The organism is Nocardioides lianchengensis, from assembly GCF_900101465.1.
In the GTDB taxonomy this organism is placed as follows: domain Bacteria; phylum Actinomycetota; class Actinomycetes; order Propionibacteriales; family Nocardioidaceae; genus Nocardioides; species Nocardioides lianchengensis.
In genome coordinates this window covers 133754-150052 of the sequence record NZ_FMZM01000001.1, presented here as the reverse complement: position 1 = coordinate 150052, position 16299 = coordinate 133754, and the positions used below count along the sequence as shown (strand labels likewise).

At 72.5% G+C, this 16299-nt stretch carries 23 protein-coding genes; 9 read left to right on the top strand and 14 right to left on the bottom strand.

The window, feature by feature from the left end:
- The first annotated feature begins 14 nt into the window (after positions 1-14).
- The 4 genes from BLT76_RS00870 to BLT76_RS00860 are packed head-to-tail and all read left to right on the top strand — an operon-like array spanning position 15 to position 3370.
- Positions 15-965, top strand: a complete 951-nt coding sequence (locus BLT76_RS00870; RefSeq protein ID WP_090849812.1) for an alpha/beta hydrolase — start codon at positions 15-17, stop codon at positions 963-965.
- A 22-nt stretch (positions 966-987) separates the two neighbouring features.
- Positions 988-1719 carry a hypothetical protein gene (locus BLT76_RS00865; protein ID WP_090849810.1) on the top strand — a complete coding sequence of 244 codons (732 nt, stop codon included), beginning with the start codon at positions 988-990 and terminating at the stop codon, positions 1717-1719.
- A 59-nt stretch (positions 1720-1778) separates the two neighbouring features.
- Positions 1779-2699: a phosphotransferase family protein gene (locus BLT76_RS25535; RefSeq protein ID WP_170866890.1), complete on the top strand. Its 921-nt coding sequence runs from the start codon at positions 1779-1781 to the stop codon at positions 2697-2699.
- A gap of 2 nt (positions 2700-2701) precedes the next feature.
- Positions 2702-3370: a maleylpyruvate isomerase family mycothiol-dependent enzyme gene (locus tag BLT76_RS00860; protein WP_170866889.1), complete on the top strand. Its 669-nt coding sequence runs from the start codon at positions 2702-2704 to the stop codon at positions 3368-3370.
- On the opposite strand, the gene BLT76_RS00855 is transcribed toward BLT76_RS00860, so the two are convergent.
- Genes BLT76_RS00855 through BLT76_RS00845 form a run of 3 tightly spaced genes read right to left on the bottom strand, consistent with a single transcriptional unit; the run spans position 3360 to position 4782 of the window.
- Complete coding sequence (locus BLT76_RS00855; RefSeq protein ID WP_090849806.1) at positions 3360-3761, bottom strand: arsenate reductase ArsC; 402 nt, start codon at positions 3759-3761, stop codon at positions 3360-3362. The genes BLT76_RS00860 and BLT76_RS00855 overlap by 11 nt on opposite strands.
- On the bottom strand, positions 3758-4426 hold the full coding sequence (locus BLT76_RS00850; RefSeq protein ID WP_090849804.1) for an aquaporin: 669 nt from the start codon (positions 4424-4426) through the stop codon (positions 3758-3760). Before BLT76_RS00850 ends, BLT76_RS00855 begins: the two co-directional genes overlap by 4 nt.
- Positions 4423-4782, bottom strand: a complete 360-nt coding sequence (locus tag BLT76_RS00845; RefSeq protein ID WP_090849802.1) for an ArsR/SmtB family transcription factor — start codon at positions 4780-4782, stop codon at positions 4423-4425. Before BLT76_RS00845 ends, BLT76_RS00850 begins: the two co-directional genes overlap by 4 nt.
- 75 nt (positions 4783-4857) lie before the next feature.
- On the opposite strand from BLT76_RS00845, the gene BLT76_RS00840 reads away from it, so the two are divergent.
- Positions 4858-5256 carry an ArsI/CadI family heavy metal resistance metalloenzyme gene (locus tag BLT76_RS00840; protein WP_090849800.1) on the top strand — a complete coding sequence of 133 codons (399 nt, stop codon included), beginning with the start codon at positions 4858-4860 and terminating at the stop codon, positions 5254-5256.
- A gap of 6 nt (positions 5257-5262) precedes the next feature.
- On the opposite strand, the gene BLT76_RS00835 is transcribed toward BLT76_RS00840, so the two are convergent.
- Both BLT76_RS00835 and truA read right to left on the bottom strand, forming a co-directional pair.
- Positions 5263-5862 (bottom strand): class I SAM-dependent methyltransferase, encoded by a 600-nt coding sequence (locus BLT76_RS00835; RefSeq protein ID WP_090849798.1) that lies wholly within the window; start codon positions 5860-5862, stop codon positions 5263-5265.
- Positions 5859-6650: a tRNA pseudouridine(38-40) synthase TruA gene (gene truA, locus BLT76_RS00830; protein WP_090849796.1), complete on the bottom strand. Its 792-nt coding sequence runs from the start codon at positions 6648-6650 to the stop codon at positions 5859-5861. The genes BLT76_RS00835 and truA overlap by 4 nt, the downstream gene beginning before the upstream one ends.
- A 37-nt stretch (positions 6651-6687) precedes the next feature.
- On the opposite strand from truA, the gene BLT76_RS00825 reads away from it, so the two are divergent.
- Positions 6688-8355, top strand: a complete 1668-nt coding sequence (locus BLT76_RS00825) for an NAD(P)/FAD-dependent oxidoreductase (protein WP_090849793.1) — start codon at positions 6688-6690, stop codon at positions 8353-8355.
- Between the two features lie 86 nt (positions 8356-8441).
- On the opposite strand, the gene BLT76_RS00820 is transcribed toward BLT76_RS00825, so the two are convergent.
- Entirely contained in the window at positions 8442-9353 is a 912-nt protein-coding gene (locus BLT76_RS00820) for a PfkB family carbohydrate kinase (protein WP_090849791.1), read from the bottom strand.
- A 30-nt stretch (positions 9354-9383) separates the two neighbouring features.
- On the opposite strand from BLT76_RS00820, the gene BLT76_RS00815 reads away from it, so the two are divergent.
- The 3 genes from BLT76_RS00815 to BLT76_RS00805 are packed head-to-tail and all read left to right on the top strand — an operon-like array spanning position 9384 to position 10924.
- Entirely contained in the window at positions 9384-9731 is a 348-nt protein-coding gene (locus BLT76_RS00815; protein WP_373367001.1) for a GntR family transcriptional regulator, read from the top strand.
- Positions 9732-9752: 21 nt separating this feature from the next.
- The gene (locus BLT76_RS00810; protein ID WP_090849787.1) at positions 9753-9959 is read left to right on the top strand and encodes a hypothetical protein; all 207 of its coding nucleotides are present in this window, start codon (positions 9753-9755) and stop codon (positions 9957-9959) included.
- On the top strand, positions 9956-10924 hold the full coding sequence (locus BLT76_RS00805; protein WP_090849785.1) for a ketopantoate reductase family protein: 969 nt from the start codon (positions 9956-9958) through the stop codon (positions 10922-10924). The genes BLT76_RS00810 and BLT76_RS00805 overlap by 4 nt, the downstream gene beginning before the upstream one ends.
- Positions 10925-10985: 61 nt before the next feature.
- Here the strand turns inward: BLT76_RS00805 and rplQ are convergent, their stop codons facing one another.
- From rplQ to BLT76_RS00765, 8 genes are all read right to left on the bottom strand, one after another.
- Positions 10986-11558 (bottom strand): 50S ribosomal protein L17, encoded by a 573-nt coding sequence (gene rplQ, locus BLT76_RS00800; protein WP_090849783.1) that lies wholly within the window; start codon positions 11556-11558, stop codon positions 10986-10988.
- A gap of 150 nt (positions 11559-11708) precedes the next feature.
- Positions 11709-12725 carry a DNA-directed RNA polymerase subunit alpha gene (locus BLT76_RS00795; RefSeq protein ID WP_090849781.1) on the bottom strand — a complete coding sequence of 339 codons (1017 nt, stop codon included), beginning with the start codon at positions 12723-12725 and terminating at the stop codon, positions 11709-11711.
- Between the two features lie 150 nt (positions 12726-12875).
- The gene (gene rpsD, locus BLT76_RS00790; RefSeq protein WP_090849779.1) at positions 12876-13484 is read right to left on the bottom strand and encodes a 30S ribosomal protein S4; all 609 of its coding nucleotides are present in this window, start codon (positions 13482-13484) and stop codon (positions 12876-12878) included.
- Between the two features lie 29 nt (positions 13485-13513).
- A complete protein-coding gene (gene rpsK, locus BLT76_RS00785; RefSeq protein ID WP_090849777.1) occupies positions 13514-13921 on the bottom strand; it encodes a 30S ribosomal protein S11 in 408 nt (135 codons plus the stop codon).
- Between the two features lie 68 nt (positions 13922-13989).
- Positions 13990-14364 (bottom strand): 30S ribosomal protein S13, encoded by a 375-nt coding sequence (gene rpsM, locus BLT76_RS00780; protein ID WP_090849774.1) that lies wholly within the window; start codon positions 14362-14364, stop codon positions 13990-13992.
- 217 nt (positions 14365-14581) lie between these two features.
- A complete protein-coding gene (gene rpmJ / locus BLT76_RS00775; RefSeq protein ID WP_004008316.1) occupies positions 14582-14695 on the bottom strand; it encodes a 50S ribosomal protein L36 in 114 nt (37 codons plus the stop codon).
- A gap of 30 nt (positions 14696-14725) precedes the next feature.
- Complete coding sequence (gene infA / locus BLT76_RS00770) at positions 14726-14947, bottom strand: translation initiation factor IF-1 (protein WP_026145687.1); 222 nt, start codon at positions 14945-14947, stop codon at positions 14726-14728.
- Between the two features lie 270 nt (positions 14948-15217).
- Entirely contained in the window at positions 15218-16261 is a 1044-nt protein-coding gene (locus tag BLT76_RS00765) for an LLM class flavin-dependent oxidoreductase (RefSeq protein WP_090849772.1), read from the bottom strand.
- Positions 16262-16299 lie beyond the last annotated feature (38 nt).

Sequence of the window (16299 nt, the reverse complement as noted above, 5' to 3'; positions counted from 1 at the left end):
GAACAGGGAGAGACATGACCGAGCTCGACCCCCGCCTCGACCCCGAGATCGCCGGGCTGCTGGCCTTCCTGGCCGCGGCCGGCACCCCACCGATGAGCGAGGGCACCCCCGCCCAGGCCCGGCAGGGCTTCCGCACCCTGGCCGTCGACCTGCGCGACCCGGCCTCGGTCCCCGACGTGGCGTCGGTGGTCGACACGACCGTGCCCGGCGGGGCCGGCGACCGGCCGGCCCGGGTCTACCGGCCGGCGGAGGGTCCGCTGCCGACCGTGGTGCTGCTGCACGGCGGCGGCTGGGTGATCGGCGACCTGGACACCCACGACGTGATGGCCCGCAGCATCGCCGCGCTGTGCGACTGCGTCGTGGTCTCGGTCGACTACCGGCTCGCGCCGGAGCACCCCTTCCCGGCCGCGGTCGACGACGCCCTCGCCGCCACCCGCTGGGCGGCCGCCCACCTCGACGAGCTCGGTGGGACCGACCGGCTCGGCGTGGCCGGCGACAGCGCGGGCGGCAACCTGGCCGCGGTGGTGGCGCAGACGCTGCGCGACGAAGGGACGCCCCTGGCCGCCCAGCTGCTCGTCTACCCCGGCACCGACTTCACCGCCGACTTCCCGTCGCGCACCGAGAACGCCGAGGGCTACTTCCTCGACCAGGCCACGATGCTCTGGTTCGCCGCCCAGTACGTCGGCGACGCCGCCCCGGACACGCTCGCCGACCCGCGGCTCTCCCCGCTGCACGGCCGCCTCGACGGGCTGGCCCCGGCCGTGGTGGCCGTGGCGCAGTTCGACCCGCTCCGCGACGAGGGGACGGCGTACGCCGAGGCGCTCCGCGGGGCCGGCGTCCCGGTCGAGCTGGCGTCGTTCGACGGGCTGATCCACGGCTTCGTCGACATGGGTCGCCACTCGAAGGCCGCTCAGGCCGCGGTCGAGGAGACCTGTCGGCTCTTCCGGGGCCTGCTGCACGGCTGAGAGGGTCCTCTAGGCTCAACGCGTGCGTCTGACTCGGAGCCTCCCCGCCGCCCTGCTGGTCCTCACGCTGCCGCTCGCCGGCTGCTCGGACGGGGACCCGGGCGACGACCCGTCGGCCGCGGACTCGAGCAGCGCCGCCCCCTCCGAGCCGTCCGAGCCGTCCGACGAGCCCACGGACGAGTCGAGCGAGGAGCCGACCGACGAGCCCGTCTCCGGCGACGCCCAGCCGGTCGAGACCGACCAGGTGGCCTTCGAGGTGCCCGCGGACTGGGAGGTCGTCGATCCCGACGAGTTCACCGGCGACAAGGACGGCGGCGCCATCGAGGACGACCCCGCCGGTGGTGAGCTCACCGACCGGCTCGGCATCAGCGGCGACCAGCTGCTGCAGATGATGGGGCAGGCCGACGTGATCGTGCTGAGCGGCGCCGGCTCGGTCGACGGGTTCATCGACAACCTCAACGTCCTGCACTACCCCGGGCCGCTGCCGACCACCCCGGAGCTGCAGTCCCAGCTCGCCGAGCAGTACGCCAACCTGGGCGCCGACGACCCGCAGTTCAGCACCGCGCAGACCGGGGCCGGCGAGGCGGTGCTGGTCGAGTACGTCCTGCCGTTGCAGGGCCGGGAGGTCCAGGGCCGGGCGATCGCCGTCCAGAGCGGCTCCGACGTCGTCTCGATCACCGTGTCCGCGCGCGACGCCGACCTCGCGACCCGGGTCGCCGAGCAGGTCGTGGCCAGCCTCAGCGCCGTCGGCTGACCACTCGGCGCGGGGAAACTGGCGCGCGCCGGAGCCCGTCGGGCGCGGAGAATCGCCCCGTGGGCGAGGAGCGGTGGACCGACGAGGCGTGGCGGGCGGCCGCGCACGGGTGGATCGAGCAGCGGCTGACCGGCCTCGGCCTGACCCGCACCGGCGAGGTCGAGCAGCCGCACGTCGCACCGTGGTCGACCGTGCTGCGGGTCCCGACCGACGCCGGCGCCGTCTTCTTCAAGGCCAACGACGACCAGCTCCGCCACGAGGCCGCGCTGGTCGGGCTGCTGGCCTCCCGGGTGCCCGAGCGGGTGCCGCCGCTGCTGGCCGTCGACGTCGACCGCGGCTGGATGCTGATGTCCGACGCCGGCGAGACCCTGCGCGAGGTCGTCCCCCGCGAGCGGAGCCTGGATCGCTGGTACGACGCCCTCGACGCCGTCGCCCGGATCCAGCTCGCGGTCGAGGACGACGTCGAGGACCTGCTCGCGCTGGGCGTGCCCGACCACCGGCTGGCCGGCGTCCCCGCGGGCTACGCCCGGCTGATGGACGAGATCGACGCGGAGCCGCGCTTCCGCCGGGCCCAGGGGTACGTCGAGGAGCTGTGCGCCGAGCTCGCGTCGTACGGCGTCCCCGACACGGTCCAGCACGACGACCTGCACGACGCGCAGGTGTTCGTGCAGGGTGACCGGCAGCTGGTGATGGACTGGGGCGACGCGTGCGTCTCCCAGCCGTTCTGCGTGCTGTCGGTGGCGCTCGAGGGCGTGATCGCGTGGGGTGTCGACGACGTGGAGGACTCGGTCGACACGACGCCGTTCCGCGACGCCTACCTGGCGCCGTGGGCCGAGCGGCTGCCGGGCGTCGACCTGGCCGCGGCCGTCGTACCCGCCCTGCGGCTGGGGTGGGCGGTGCGCGCGGTCAACGGGCACGTGCCCGAGGATGGGGACCGGACGCTCACGCGTCTGCGGATGTTCCTCGACGGACGGGTGTGAACGTGGACCGGCTGGCCCTGCTGCGGACCGCGACCGAGCGGTTCGCGACCGTGCTCGACGACGGCGACCTCGCCGCCCCGGTGCCGGCCTGCCCGGGCTGGACGCTCGCCGACCTGGCCGAGCACGTCGGCGGCGTGCACCAGTGGGCCGCGCACGCGGTCGTGCACGGCACGCCCGATGGCCCCGAGGGTCCGGCGCCGGCGACCGGGGTCGCGGACTGGTACCGCGCCCAGGCCGCCCACCTGGTCGAGGTGCTCGCCGAGCGGCCCGCCGACGCCCCGGCCTGGACGTTCGGCCCCGAGCCGCAGGTCGCGGAGTTCTGGCAGCGTCGGCAGGTGCACGAGGTCGAGATGCACACGTGGGACGCCCTGGCCTCCCAGGGCCGCCGGCTCGCGTTCGAGCCCGGGCTCGCGTGGGACGGCGTCGACGAGGTCGCGACCGTCTTCTACCCGCGCCAGGTCCGGCTCGGCCGCACCGACCCGCTCCCCCGCACCCTGAGACTGACCGCGACCGACCTCGGACGCTCGCTCGACCTGGGCGAGGGCGACCCGGTCGAGGTCGCCGCCCCGGCGGAGGACCTGCTGCTCCTGCTCTGGCACCGCGCCGCGCCCGCGTCGTACGGCGTGCCGCCGGAGGCGGTCCCGCTGCTGGCGCAGGCACTCACCCCGTGACCCCCAGCGAGACGAGCAGCGCCTCGACCCGGCCGCGGATCTCGTCGCGGATCGGCCGCACCGCCTCGAGGCCCTGACCGGCCGGGTCCTCGAGCACCCAGTCCTCGTAGCGCGTGCCGGGGAAGAACGGGCACGCGTCGCCGCAGCCCATCGTCACCACGACGTCGGCGACCCGGACCGCGTCGTCCGTGAGCACCCGCGGCCGGGCGGTGGCGAGATCGATCCCCTCCTCGGCCATCGCGGCCACCGCCGCCGGGTTGACGGTGTCGGCGGGCTGCGAGCCCGCCGAGAGCACCTCGACCCGGTCGCCGGCCAGGTGCCGCAGGTAGCCAGCGGCCATCTGCGAGCGCCCCGCGTTGTGGACGCAGACGAAGAGCACGGTGGGCTTCATGCGGTGACCTCCCGGTCGAGGGCGAGGAACGCGACGAGGGCGGCAGCGGCCGCCCCGGCGATCAACTGGACGGCGACGAACGCCGGGACGGAGCCGGGCGCGATGCCGGCGAAGGTGTCGGAGAGCATGCGGGCCACGGTCACCGCGGGGTTGGCGAAGCTCGTCGAGCTCGTGAACCAGTACGCCGCGGCGATGTAGCCACCGACCGCGAGCGCGACCACCTCCACCCGGCCGGCCCGAAGGCTCCCGACCACCACCAGCACCAGGCCCACCGTCGCCACCGCCTCGGCGAGCAGCAGGTGCGCACCGTCGCGCTCGGTGCTGGCGATGCTCACCGGCGCGAGGTCGAACATCAGGTTGGCCAGCACCGCGCCCAGCGCACCGCCGGCCACCTGCGCGGCCACCAGTGTGAAAGCGGTCCGCGAGCCGATCCGGCCGAGCAGCCGCTCGACCAGGGTCACCACCGGGTTGAACGAGGCGGAGACGGGCTGCAGGGCCAGGACGAGCGCCACCAGGACCGCGCCGGTGGCGAGGCTGTTCTCCAGCAGCTGCAGGCCGGGCTCGCCCGGCGAGAGCCGGGTGGCGGCGATCCCGGAGCCGACGACGGCGGCCACCAGGAACGCCGTACCCACGAGCTCGGCGACGCTACGACGCAGCAGCGTCACCGACCGACCCCGCCCAGCAGCGCCGCCAGGTCGGCCAGCACCTGCGGCCGCACCCGGTAGTAGACCCAGACCCCCCGCTTCTCGCGGTCGAGGAGACCGACGTCGTGCAGGACCTTGAGGTGGTGGCTGATGGTCGGCTGCGAGAGGTCGAAGGCGTCGCCCAGATCGCAGACGCAGGCCTCGCCGTCCGTGTGCGAGCCGACCAGGGACAGCAGCCGCAGTCGCACCGGGTCGGCCAGTGCCTTCAGCAGCGGCGCGATCCGGGCTGCGTCGTCCGCCCCCAGGGGGTCGCGGACGATCGGCGAGCAGCAGGCGACCGCATCGACCGGCGTCATCTCGAGCGCAGACTTCGACATGCATCGATATTGACAGAGATCGATGTCAAGGGTCAAATATCGACATCCGTCTATCTCTACCTCCCGGAGGCTCCCGTGTCCCGCATCCAGCTCGCCCTCAACGTCGACGACCTCGAGGCGTCGGTCGACTTCTACCGCCGCCTGCTCGGCGTGGAGCCGGCCAAGCGCAAGCCCGGCTACGCCAACTTCGCCGTGGCCGAGCCGCCGCTGAAGCTCGTCCTCGTCGAGAACCCCGGCGCCGGCGGCAGCCTCAACCACCTGGGCGTCGAGGTCGCCGACGTCGACACCGTCGACGCCGAGCTCACCCGCCTGGGGGCGGCCGGGCTCGCCTCGACCGAGGAGCGCGACGTCACCTGCTGCTACGCGAAGCAGGACAAGTTCTGGGTCGAGGGCGCGCCCGACGGCGAGCGGTGGGAGGTCTACACCAAGCTCGCCGACGCCGAGACCGTCGCCGGCGAACCTGCGTGCTGCTGAACGACGTCAGCCCCGCCGCGTCTCGAGCACCCGGAAGCCCTTCGCACTGGCCAGCCGGGTGGTCGGGAACCCCTGCTCGCCGAGCCAGCGCTGCAGCGAGTCGGCGCCGAGGTTCTTGCCGACCACCATCACCGCCCGCCCGCCGGGCGCGAGCCGGGGCAGCCAGGTCAGCAGCAGCTCGTGCAGCGCGTCCTTGCCGATCCGGATCGGCGGGTTCGACCAGATCTCGTCGTACGACGCGTCCGCGGCGACGCCGTCCGGGGTAACCGCGGTGTAGCGGTCGGCGATCCCGAGCGCGGCCGCGTTCTCGTTGGCCAGCAGCACCGCCCGCTCGTTGACGTCGACCGCAGTCACCACCGACCCGGGGACCGCGACCGCGACGGCCAGGCCGATGACGCCGTACCCGCAGCCGAGGTCGAGGACCCGCCCGGGTGCCGGCGGCTCGGTCTCGCGGAACAGCACCGCCGTCCCGATGTCGACCCGGCCCTGGGCGAACACGCCGGACCCGCTCGCCAACTCCAGGTCGTGCCCCCAGACCGGCGCGCTCACCGGCGCGCGCTTGAAGGCGACCGTCGGGTCGGCGCTGAAGTAGTGCTCGTCGCTCATGTCCTCTTGGCCCTCGTCAGCTGGTTGCGGGCGGCCAGCTCGTCGTCCACGGGATAGGCCACCTCCTCCAGGGTCAGCCCGTGCGCGTGCAGCACCGCGACCGCCGGGTCGCGCCGCTGCGCGTGCAGCATCTCCGCCGCCCACTCCACAGGCTTGCGCCCCTCGCCGACCGCCACCAGGCAGCCGACCAGCGCGCGCACCATGCTGTGGCAGAAAGCGTCGGCGCGCACGGTCCCGACCAGCAGTCCGCCGTGGGTGCGCGTCCAGGTCAGGTCGAGCAGGGTGCGGATCGTGGTCGCGCCCTCCCGCTGCTTGCAGAACGACGCGAAGTCCTGCTGGCCGACCAGCGTCGCCGACGCCTGGTTCATCAGCTCCTCGTCGAGCGGGCGCGGCCAGGCCAGCACGTGGGAGCGGGTCAGCGGGTCGAGCAGGTCGGATCGGTCGGCGATGCGGTAGGCGTAGCGCCGCCACAGGGCCGAGAACCGGGCGTCGAAGCCGTCCGCGGCGACCGCGGCCCGTCGTACCCGGACGTCGGGCGGGAGGACGCCGTTGAGCCGGCGGACCAGCCGGTCGAGGTCCGGCTCCTCGGCGAGGTCGACGTGCACGACCTGCCCCCGCGCGTGGACGCCGGCGTCGGTCCGCCCGGCGCAGACCAGGTCGACCCGGTCGACGCGCAGCACGGTCGCGAGCGCCGACCCCAGCGTCTCCTGCACCGTCCGCAGCCCGGGCTGCGTCGCCCAGCCACGGAAGTCCGTGCCGTCGTAGGCGAGGTCGATCCGGATCCGCACCCTCCCATCCTTCCGTATGCCTCACTAGGCTGGGAGCGTGCCCGTCTCCCCCTCCATCGTGCTCGTGTCGGAGCACCACCTCGACGACCTCCGCGGCTCGTTCCGCCGCTACGAGCACGAGTACGACGTCCGCTGCACCCGCTCGTGCGCCGAGGCCGACGCCGAGGCCGAGGCCGTCGTCGAGGCCGGCGGCACGGTCGCCCTGTTCGTCTCCGACTCGGTGCTGCCCGACTGTCACGTGCTGGAGGGCTTCCACCGCTGGCGGGCCCGGGTCCCGAACGCGCGCCGGATCATCGCCGCCCACTGGGACCGGTTCATCGCCGACGCTCCCGGCCTGCGTGCCGGCATGGCCAAGGGCAAGTACGACGCCTACCTGCTGATGCCCCGCGGGACCCGGGACGAGGAGTTCCACAACGCAGTCACCGACCTGCTCAGCGACTGGGGCTCGACCATCGCCGACCCCGAGGTGGTCTCGGCCAAGATCGTCACACCCGTGCCGGGCCCCGAGACGCTGGCCATCCACGACTTCTACGACCGGATCGGCATGCCGGTCCGGGTCTACCACCCCGACGAGCTGGCCGAGCACCGGCTGGACCTCGGGATCCCCGAGGACCCGACGTACCCCGTCGTCTGGGCCTCGAACCGCCCGCTCATCGAGGCTGCGACGGTCCGCAAGGTCGCCATGAGCATGTACGGCGCCCCCAGCGACCTCGAGGTCGTCGACGGCACGGTCGACGTGGCCGTGGTCGGCGGTGGGCCCGCGGGCCTCGCGGCCGCCGTCTACGCGACCTCGGAGGGCCTCTCCTGCGTGGTGCTGGAGTCCGAGGCGCTCGGCGGCCAGGCCGGCACCAGCTCGATGATCCGCAACTACCTCGGCTTCCCACGCGGCATCTCGGGCATGCGGCTGGCCCAGCGCGCGCGCAACCAGGCGCTGCGCTTCGGCACCCAGTTCGTCACCGGCTGGTCGGTCGACGAGCTGGTCCCCGGCCGCGACGGCGCACCCCACCGGCTGTGCACCGAGGGCGGCGACATCCGGGCCCGCGCAGTGGTGATCGCCAGCGGCGTGGCCTACCGCAAGCTCCGGGTCGAGCCGCTGGAGCAGCTGGTCGGCAACGGCGTCTTCTACGGCGCCGCCATGACCGCCGCCCGCGAGATGGAGGACCAGGACGTCTTCGTGGTCGGTGGCGGCAACTCCGCCGGCCAGGCCGCCGTCCACCTCTCGCGCTTCGCGCGCTCGGTCACCATCCTGGTCCGGCGTCCCTCGCTCGAGGAGACCATGTCGCAGTACCTCGTCGGCGAGATCGAGTACAACCCCCGCATCAGCGTCCAGACCTGCACCCGCGTCGTCGACGGCGGCGGCGACGCCCACCTGCAGTGGCTGTGCCTGGAGGACACCCGCACCGGCGAGCGCACGAGACGCGACGCGTACGGCCTGTTCCTGCTCCTGGGCGCCGAGCCCACCTGCACCTGGGTCCCGCCCCAGGTCTCCCTCGACGAGAACGGCTTCGTCCTCACCGGCCGCGACGTCCCGCGCGACCACTGGGTCGACGGCGTCCCCCCGGCCGACCTGGCCACCACCGTCCCCGGGGTGTTCGCCGCCGGCGACGTCCGCTCCGGCTCGATGAAGCGCGTCGCCGCCGCCAGCGGCGAGGGCGCCAGCGTGGTCTCCCTCGTCCACAAGTTCCTCGCCCCGCCGGAGGACTGAGAAGGCGCGGACGGTGGGGTAGTCCGACACAGGAGGGTTGCCTACCCGTCAGTAACCAACCCTCGCGTGACGGACTACCCCACCGGCTACCCCAGCTCGTTCCGGTACGGCGGGTCCGCGCCGGGGCGGGCCACCACCAGGGCGGCGGCCCGGGCCGCGTGCTGCAGCAGCGCGGCGCGGTCGAGGTCGCGGAGGTCCGCGAGGGCGACCCGGCCCTCCGGACCGAGCAGCCCGCGGGCCCACAACCCGTCGATCAGCGCCGCACCGAAGGTGTCCCCGGCCCCGATCGTGTCCACGACGACGGCGGTCTGCGCCGGCACGTCCACGACCCCGTCGGCCGCCACCCAGGTCGACCCGTCGGCGCCCCGGGTGATCACGACCGCCACCGGCCCCAGGTCGAGCAGCCGCCGCGCGGCCGAGACCGGGTCGGCGCCCGGATGCAGGGCGAGCAGGTCCTCGTCGCTGGCCTTGACCAGGTCGGCCCGGGCGACGACCGCCTCGACGGCCGCCCGCCACTCCGATCCGGTGCCGGTGATCGCGGGGCGGGCGTTGACGTCGTACGTCACGAGCGCGTGGGGGCGCATCCGGTCCAGCAGCTCGACCACCTGGGTGGCACCGGGCGCCAGCACCGCCCCGATCGAGCAGGCGTGCACCGCCAGCGGCCGCGGCTCGTCCGGCACCTCGCCGAGCCGCCACGCCAGGTCGAACTCATAGCTCGCCGACCCGTCCTCGGCCAGCGTGGCCTGCGCGGTCGCGGTCCGCTCGATCACCTCGGGGTCCGAGGCCAGTCGTACGCCGTCGCGACCGATGTGGGCGGCCACGATGCCGCCGTACCGGTCGTCGGCGATCGCCGTCGCGAACCGGACCGGCCGCCCGAGACGGGCCAGCGCGACGGCCACGTTGGCCGCGCTCCCGCCCGCGTGCTCGACCACCGACCCGTCGGCCCGTCGTACGACGTCGACGAGCGACTCCCCCACCACCAGCACGTCCGGCTCCATGCTCCTCACCCTAGGGTGAGGAGGGTGCAGGTGAACCCGCTGGACCCCGGCAGTGCGACGCCCCCGTTCGAGCAGCTGCGCACCCAGCTCGCCGCCCGCGTCGCCTCCGGCGACCTCCCGGCCGGCACCAAGCTGCCGACCGTGCGCGCCCTGGCCGCCGACCTCGGCGTCGCCAACGGCACCGTCGCCCGAGCCTACCGGGAGCTCGAGGTCGACGGGGTGCTGGTCACCGAGGGCCGCCGCGGGACCTTCGTCGCGACCACCGCGGCCACCACCGACGACGCCGCGCTCCGCGCCGCCCGGGAGTACGCCGGCGTCGCGCGGCGCCTCGGCCTCACCCGGCCCGAGGCGATCCGTCTGCTCGACGACGCCTGGTAGCCGCGGTGGCATGATCGAGCCATGCCGGACACCTCGGAACGCCGTGCCCCCCAGACCACCGTGAGCTGGGTGGCGGTCTCCGACGTCGTCATCGGCCTCGTCGTCCTGATCGCGGGTCTGGCCCAGGACTCGACCCCGCTGGCCATCGGCGGCGGGGTGCTGCTGATGGTCGGCGTGGGCGTGCTGAGCACCGCCTCGATGCTCCGCAACCGCCCCTCCCAGCCGTGAGCGCGCGCTACGTCGTCTACGGCACCGGTGCCGTCGGCGGGGTGATCGGCGCCAACCTGCACCTGGCCGACCTGCCCCTCACCCTCGTCGCCCGCGGGCCGCACCTCGACCGGATCCGCTCCGGCGGGCTGGTCCTCGACCGCGGCGACGGCCGCCAGGTCGTCCGGGCACCGGCCGTCGGGTCGGCCGCGGAGGTCGACTGGTCCGAACCCGCGGTGGTGCTGCTGGCTGTGAAGGGTCACCAGACCGCGGCCGCGCTCGACGACCTGGCCGCGCACGCGCCGCCCACCACGGTCGTGGTCTCCGCCCAGAACGGCGTCGCGAACGAGGTGGCGATCCTGCGCCGGTTCGCGGCGACGTACTCGCTGTGCGTGATGCTGCCCTCGACCCACCTTGAGCCGGGTGAGGTCATCCAGAAGTGCTGGCCGGTCCCGGGGATCCTCGACATCGGCCGGATCCCGCACGGGGTGGACGACACCTGCGAGGCGGTCGCGGCCGACCTGCGCGCGGCGGGGTTCGAGTCGGTGCCGCGGGCCCAGATCATGGCCTGGAAGCACCGCAAGCTGCTGATGAACGTCGGCAATGCCGTCGACGCGACCTGTGCCCGGGGCGAGTCGGCCGACGACCTCCGGGAGCGGGCCCGGGCGGAGGGCGAGCTGGTGCTCCGCGTGGCGGGGGTGCCCCTGGTCAGCGCCGAGGAGGACGTCGAGCGCCGCGGCGACGTGCTGCGACCGCGCACCGACCTGCCGGCGGACCTCGGCGGCTCGACGTGGCAGAGCGTCTCGCGCGGCGCGCGCGTCACGGAGGTCGACCACCTGGCCGGCGAGATCGTGCTGCTCGGCCGCTTGCACGGCGTCCCGACGCCGGTCAACGAGCTGCTGCAGCGCACGGCCCACGAGCACGCCCGGGCTGGGGCCGCGCCGCGCTCCCTCGACGCCGCCGACCTGCTGGCGCAACTGGCCTGAGACGCGGACCGGCCCGCCACCCCAAGGGGATGGCGGGCCGGTCCGGTGCTGCTGGGTGCGATCAGGCCTTGGACTCGTCCTCGGACTCGCCCTCGGTCGCGTCGGCCTCGGGGGCCTCCTCGACGGGGGTCTCCTCGGCGACGACGCTCTCCTCGGGCGACGCCTCCTCGGTCTGCGCGGTCGGCGCGTCCTCGGCGACGGTCTCCTCGGCAGGAGCCTCCTCGACCGGGGCAGCGGCGGCCGGAGCGGCCTTCGTCTTCGGGGCCGACGGGGCGTAGGCCTCGGTCACCAGCTCGATGACCGCCATGGGGGCGTTGTCGCCCTTGCGGGGACCGACCTTGGTGATGCGGGTGTAGCCACCGGGGCGCTCCGAGAAGGTCGGCGCGATCTCGGTGAAGAGCGTGTGCACGACACCCTTGTCACGGATGGTCTTGAGGACCTCGCGACGGTTGTGCAGGTCGCCCTTCTTGGCCTTGGTGATCAGCTTCTCCGCGTGCGGACGCAGCGCACGCGCCTTCGCCTCGGTCGTGGTGATCCGGCCGTGCTCGAAGAGCTGGGTGGCCAGGTTCGCCAGGATCAGGCGCTGGTGCGACGGGCTGCCGCCGAGGCGGGGACCCTTGGTGGGCTTCGGCATGGTGTTCTCTCTTCTCCCGAGCCGTACGAGGTACTCGGATAGATGTTTCAGTGAGGTACCCGCCCGGCGGTGGTGACGGTTTCGGCCGTCACCACCGTCGGGGTCTGGGGCGGAGCCCCAGTCGGGCTAGTACGGGCGAGGCCCGTGCGATCAGTACTGCTCGTCCTCGACGAAGGCGTCGTCGTCGTCATCGCCGTACGCCGCGAGAGCAGCGTGCGGGTCGAAGCCGGGCGCGCTGTCCTTGAGGGACAGGCCCATCTCGACCAGCTTGGCCTTGACCTCGTCGATCGACTTCGCGCCGAAGTTGCGGATGTCGAGCAGGTCCTGCTCCGAGCGGCTGATGAGCTCACCCACGGTGTGGATGCCCTCGCGCTTGAGGCAGTTGTAGGAGCGGACGGTCAGCTGCAGGTCCTCGACCGGGAGGGCGAGGTCGGCAGCGAGCTGCTCGTCGACGGGCGACGGGCCGATGTCGATGCCCTCGGCCTCGACGTTCAGCTCGCGCGCCAGGCCGAACAGCTCGACCAGGGTCTTGCCGGCCGAGGCGATCGCGTCGCGGGGACGGATCGACGGCTTGGTCTCGACGTCGATGACCAGCTTGTCGAAGTCGGTGCGCTGCTCGACACGGGTCGCCTCGACCTTGTAGGTCACCTTCAGCACGGGGCTGTAGATCGAGTCGACCGGCATCCGGCCGATCTCGTTGTCGGCGCCCTTGTTCTGGACGGCCGAGACGTAGCCGCGGCCACGCTCGACGACGAGCTCCATCTCCAGCTTGCCCTTGTCGGACAGGGTGGCGAGCTTCAGCTCCGGGTTGTGCACCTCCACGCCGGCGGGCGGCGTGATGTCGGCGCCGGTGACGTCACCGGCGCCGGACTTGCGCAGGTACATCGTGACGGGCTCGTCGTGCTCCGAGGAGACGACGAGGCCCTTCAGGTTGAGGATGACCTCGGTGATGTCCTCCTTGACCCCCTCGATGGTCGAGAACTCGTGGAGGACGCCGTCGACCTTGATGCTCGTGACCGAGGCACCGGGGATCGACGACAGGAGGGTACGACGCAGCGAGTTGCCGAGGGTGTAGCCGAAGCCGGGCTCCAGGGGCTCGATCACGAACCGCGAGCGGAACTCGTCGACGGTCTCTTCCGACAGGGTGGGGCGCTGTGCGATGAGCACTGATTCTTTCCTTTCCGGGCCCACCCGCTATTTGACGGGCCCGAACATGCTGGCGTGACGGAAGGATGGTGCCGAAGGCTCCGACCCGAGACCCGGGGGTCTGGGGGCGGAGCCGACAGCGGGGGCCACGGGGGCGGAGCCCCCGTGTGGTTACTTCTTCGAGTAGTACTCGACGATGAGCTGCTCCTGGACCGGGAGGTCGATCTGGGCCCGGGTGGGGAGCTGGTGCACGAGGACGCGCATCCGGTTCGGCAGCGCCTCCAGCCACGCCGGGACGACGCGCTCGCCGTGGGTCTCGCGAGCCACGATGAACGGGGTCGTCTCGAGCGACTTCTCACGCACGTCGATGATGTCGTGCGCGGTCACCTGGAAGGACGGGATGTCGACCTTCTTGCCGTTGACCAGGAAGTGACCGTGGGTCACCAGCTGGCGGGCGTGGCGACGCGTCCGGGCGAAGCCGGCGCGGTAGACCACGTTGTCGAGGCGGCACTCGAGGAGCTGCAGCAGGTTGTCACCGGTCTTGCCGGCGCGCCGCGAAGCCTCGACGTAGTAGTTGTGGAACTGACGCTCCAGGACGCCGTAGGTGAAGCGGGCCTTCTGCTTCTCCTGCAGCTGCGAGCGGTACTCGCTCTCCTTGATGCGCGCACGGCCGTGCTGGCCGGGGGCGTAGGGACGGCGCTCGAACGCGGCGTCCCCACCGACGAGGTCGACGCCGAGACGGCGCGACTTGCGGGTCATGGGGCCGGTGTAACGGGCCATTACGTAAGTCTCCTATTCCGTTCGGGCGGTCAGACGCGCCGGCGCTTGGGCGGGCGGCAACCGTTGTGGGGCGTGGGCGTGACGTCCTGGATGGTGCCGACCTCGAGGCCGATCGCACCCAGGGACCGGATCGCCGTCTCGCGGCCCGAGCCCGGGCCCTTGACGAAGACGTCGATCTTCTTCATGCCGTGCTCCATCGCCCGGCGACCAGCAGCCTCGGCGGCCATCTGCGCGGCGAACGGGGTGGACTTGCGCGAGCCCTTGAAGCCGACGGTGCCGGCCGAGGCCCACGAGATCACCGCACCGGTCGGGTCGGTGATCGTGACGATCGTGTTGTTGAACGTGCTCTTGATGTGGGCTTCGCCCTGAGCGACGTTCTTCTTCTCCTTGCGACGCACCTTCTTGGCGCCGGCCGCAGTGCGGCTCTTGGGAGGCATGCAGTTATCTCCTGAGGTTCTGGTCTGAAAGAGCTCTGTGAACGAGGATCAGCGCGAGGACGCGCAGATCACTTCGCCTTCTTCTTGCCGGCAACCGTGCGCTTCGGACCCTTGCGGGTGCGCGCGTTGGTCTTGGTGCGCTGACCGCGGACCGGGAGGCCCATGCGGTGGCGGCGACCCTGGTAGCTGCCGATCTCGATCTTGCGGCGGATGTCAGCCTGGACCTCGCGACGGAGGTCACCCTCGATCTTGAAGTTGGCTTCGATCTCGTCACGGAGCTTGACCAGCTCCTCGTCACCCAGCTGGTGGACGCGGAGGTCGGGGCTGACCCCGGTGGCCTCCAGCAGCTGCTGGGCGCGGGTACGGCCGATGCCGTAGATGTAGGTGAGTGCGATCTCGATGCGCTTGTCGCGCGGGAGGTCAACACCGACGAGGCGTGCCATGTGGCGTTCCTTCTCTGGTTCACAACGGTTTCGTTCGTGTCGCGTCCCGGCTCCGCCGGGCTCCGGCCGCTGCTCCGGAGGTGGTTCGCCGGCCCTGTCGCCAGGGACCGACTAAGCGATCACGTTGAGGTGTGTGCAGTTGTGGTGGTGCGGTTCTGCTGGGTCTCAATACGCCCGCTCGTTCCTCACGGGCTACTCGACCTTGGTCGCGAGCGACCTAACCCTGGCGCTGCTTGTGGCGCGGGTTCTCGCAGATCACCATGACGCGGCCGTGGCGACGGATCACCTTGCACTTGTCACAGATGGGCTTGACGCTGGGGTTGACCTTCACGAGGAGGTCCTCTCGATTTCTCGGCTGCTGCTACTTGTAGCGGTATACGATCCGACCTCGGGTGAGGTCGTACGGCGAGAGCTCCACCACCACGCGGTCCTCGGGGAGGATCCGGATGTAGTGCTGGCGCATCTTGCCGCTGATGTGGGCGAGAACCTTGTGGCCGTTGCTCAGCTCGACGCGGAACATGGCATTAGGCAGGGCTTCCGTAATGGTGCCCTCGAGCTCGATCACGCCTTCTTTCTTCGGCATGTCCTCCACAATCTGTCGCTTGGATGTCTACCGTTTGCTGCACCGGGACCGGCACGGACCGGTCACGGCTGGCCCGGGAACCTCCACCCGCGGACGGGCGGTGGACCTCGTGCAGCCGCCCCCTGGTTCTCTTCCCAGGCACGCAGCGGACGGCTCTTCCGAGCTGTTCACTGGTGTTCCGGGCAGCCGCGAGGCACCACAGGGCAGACCCACGTTGGGCCGACACGCCAGTTTAGTCAAAACCTGACGAGAATCACTAATTGCTGCGGCTCAGCCCACCAGGAGGCGCAGGGTCTCCTCGCGTGCGGGGCTGGTGCCGGGCTCGGTGCCGGCGGCGGCACCGGCCACCGAGTTGACCATCACCTCGTCGACGTCGTACGACGCGGCGAGGTCCGCGATGCGGGTGCGGGCCTCCGCGGGGGTTCCGATCACCCACCGCTCGGCCATCGCGTCGATGCTCGCCCACTGCGCGTCGCTGAGCTCGGCCTGCTCGGCCTCCTCGACGCTGACCTGCGGGCCGAGCGGCTGCCCGCTGCGCAGCGCCAGCATCATCTGCAGCTGGGGCAGGGCGCGACGACGGGCCTCGGCCGCGTCCGCGGCGACCGATGCGTTGACGGTCAGGAAGGTGCGCGGCGCGGCCAGCTCGGGTGAGGGCCGGAAGCGCGAGCGGTAGAGCGCCAGGGCCTCGCCGGTCCCATTGCCCGAGAAGTGGTGGGCGAAGACGTACGGCATCCCCTTCTCCGCGGCGAGCAGCGCCGAGTAGTCGGAGGAGCCGAGCAGCCAGATCTGTGGCACCGAGCGGGCCGCGGGCGTGGCTCGCAGCACGTGGGTGCGGCCCTGGACGGCCAGGCCGACACCGTCCGGCTCCATCATGGCGAGCACGTTCTCGACGTACTCGGGGAAGCGGCTGACCGCCTCGTCGGTGACCCCGCCGGCGCCGTGCCGCAGCGCCCAGCCGGTCACCGGGTCGGTGCCGGGGGCGCGGCCGATGCCGAGGTCGATCCGTCCGGGGTAGGCGGCCTCGAGGAGCGCGAACTGCTCGGCGACGACGAGGGGGGCGTGGTTGGGCAGCATCACGCCGCCCGAGCCCACCCGCAGTCGCCGGGTGGCGCCGGCGACCATCCCGATCAGCACGGGCGGGTTGGTCGCGGCGACGGCCGGCATGTTGTGGTGCTCGGCCAGCCAGTAGCGCCGGTAGCCCAGGTCGTCGGCCACCCGGGCCAGCGCGAGGGTGGCCGCGATGGCGTCGGCGGTGTCCTGGTCGCTGCGGACCGGCACCAGGTCCAGGACGGAGAGGGTCGGGAGGTCGCTCATCGACGACCCAACCCCCTCCGGTCCACGGCTATTCCGTG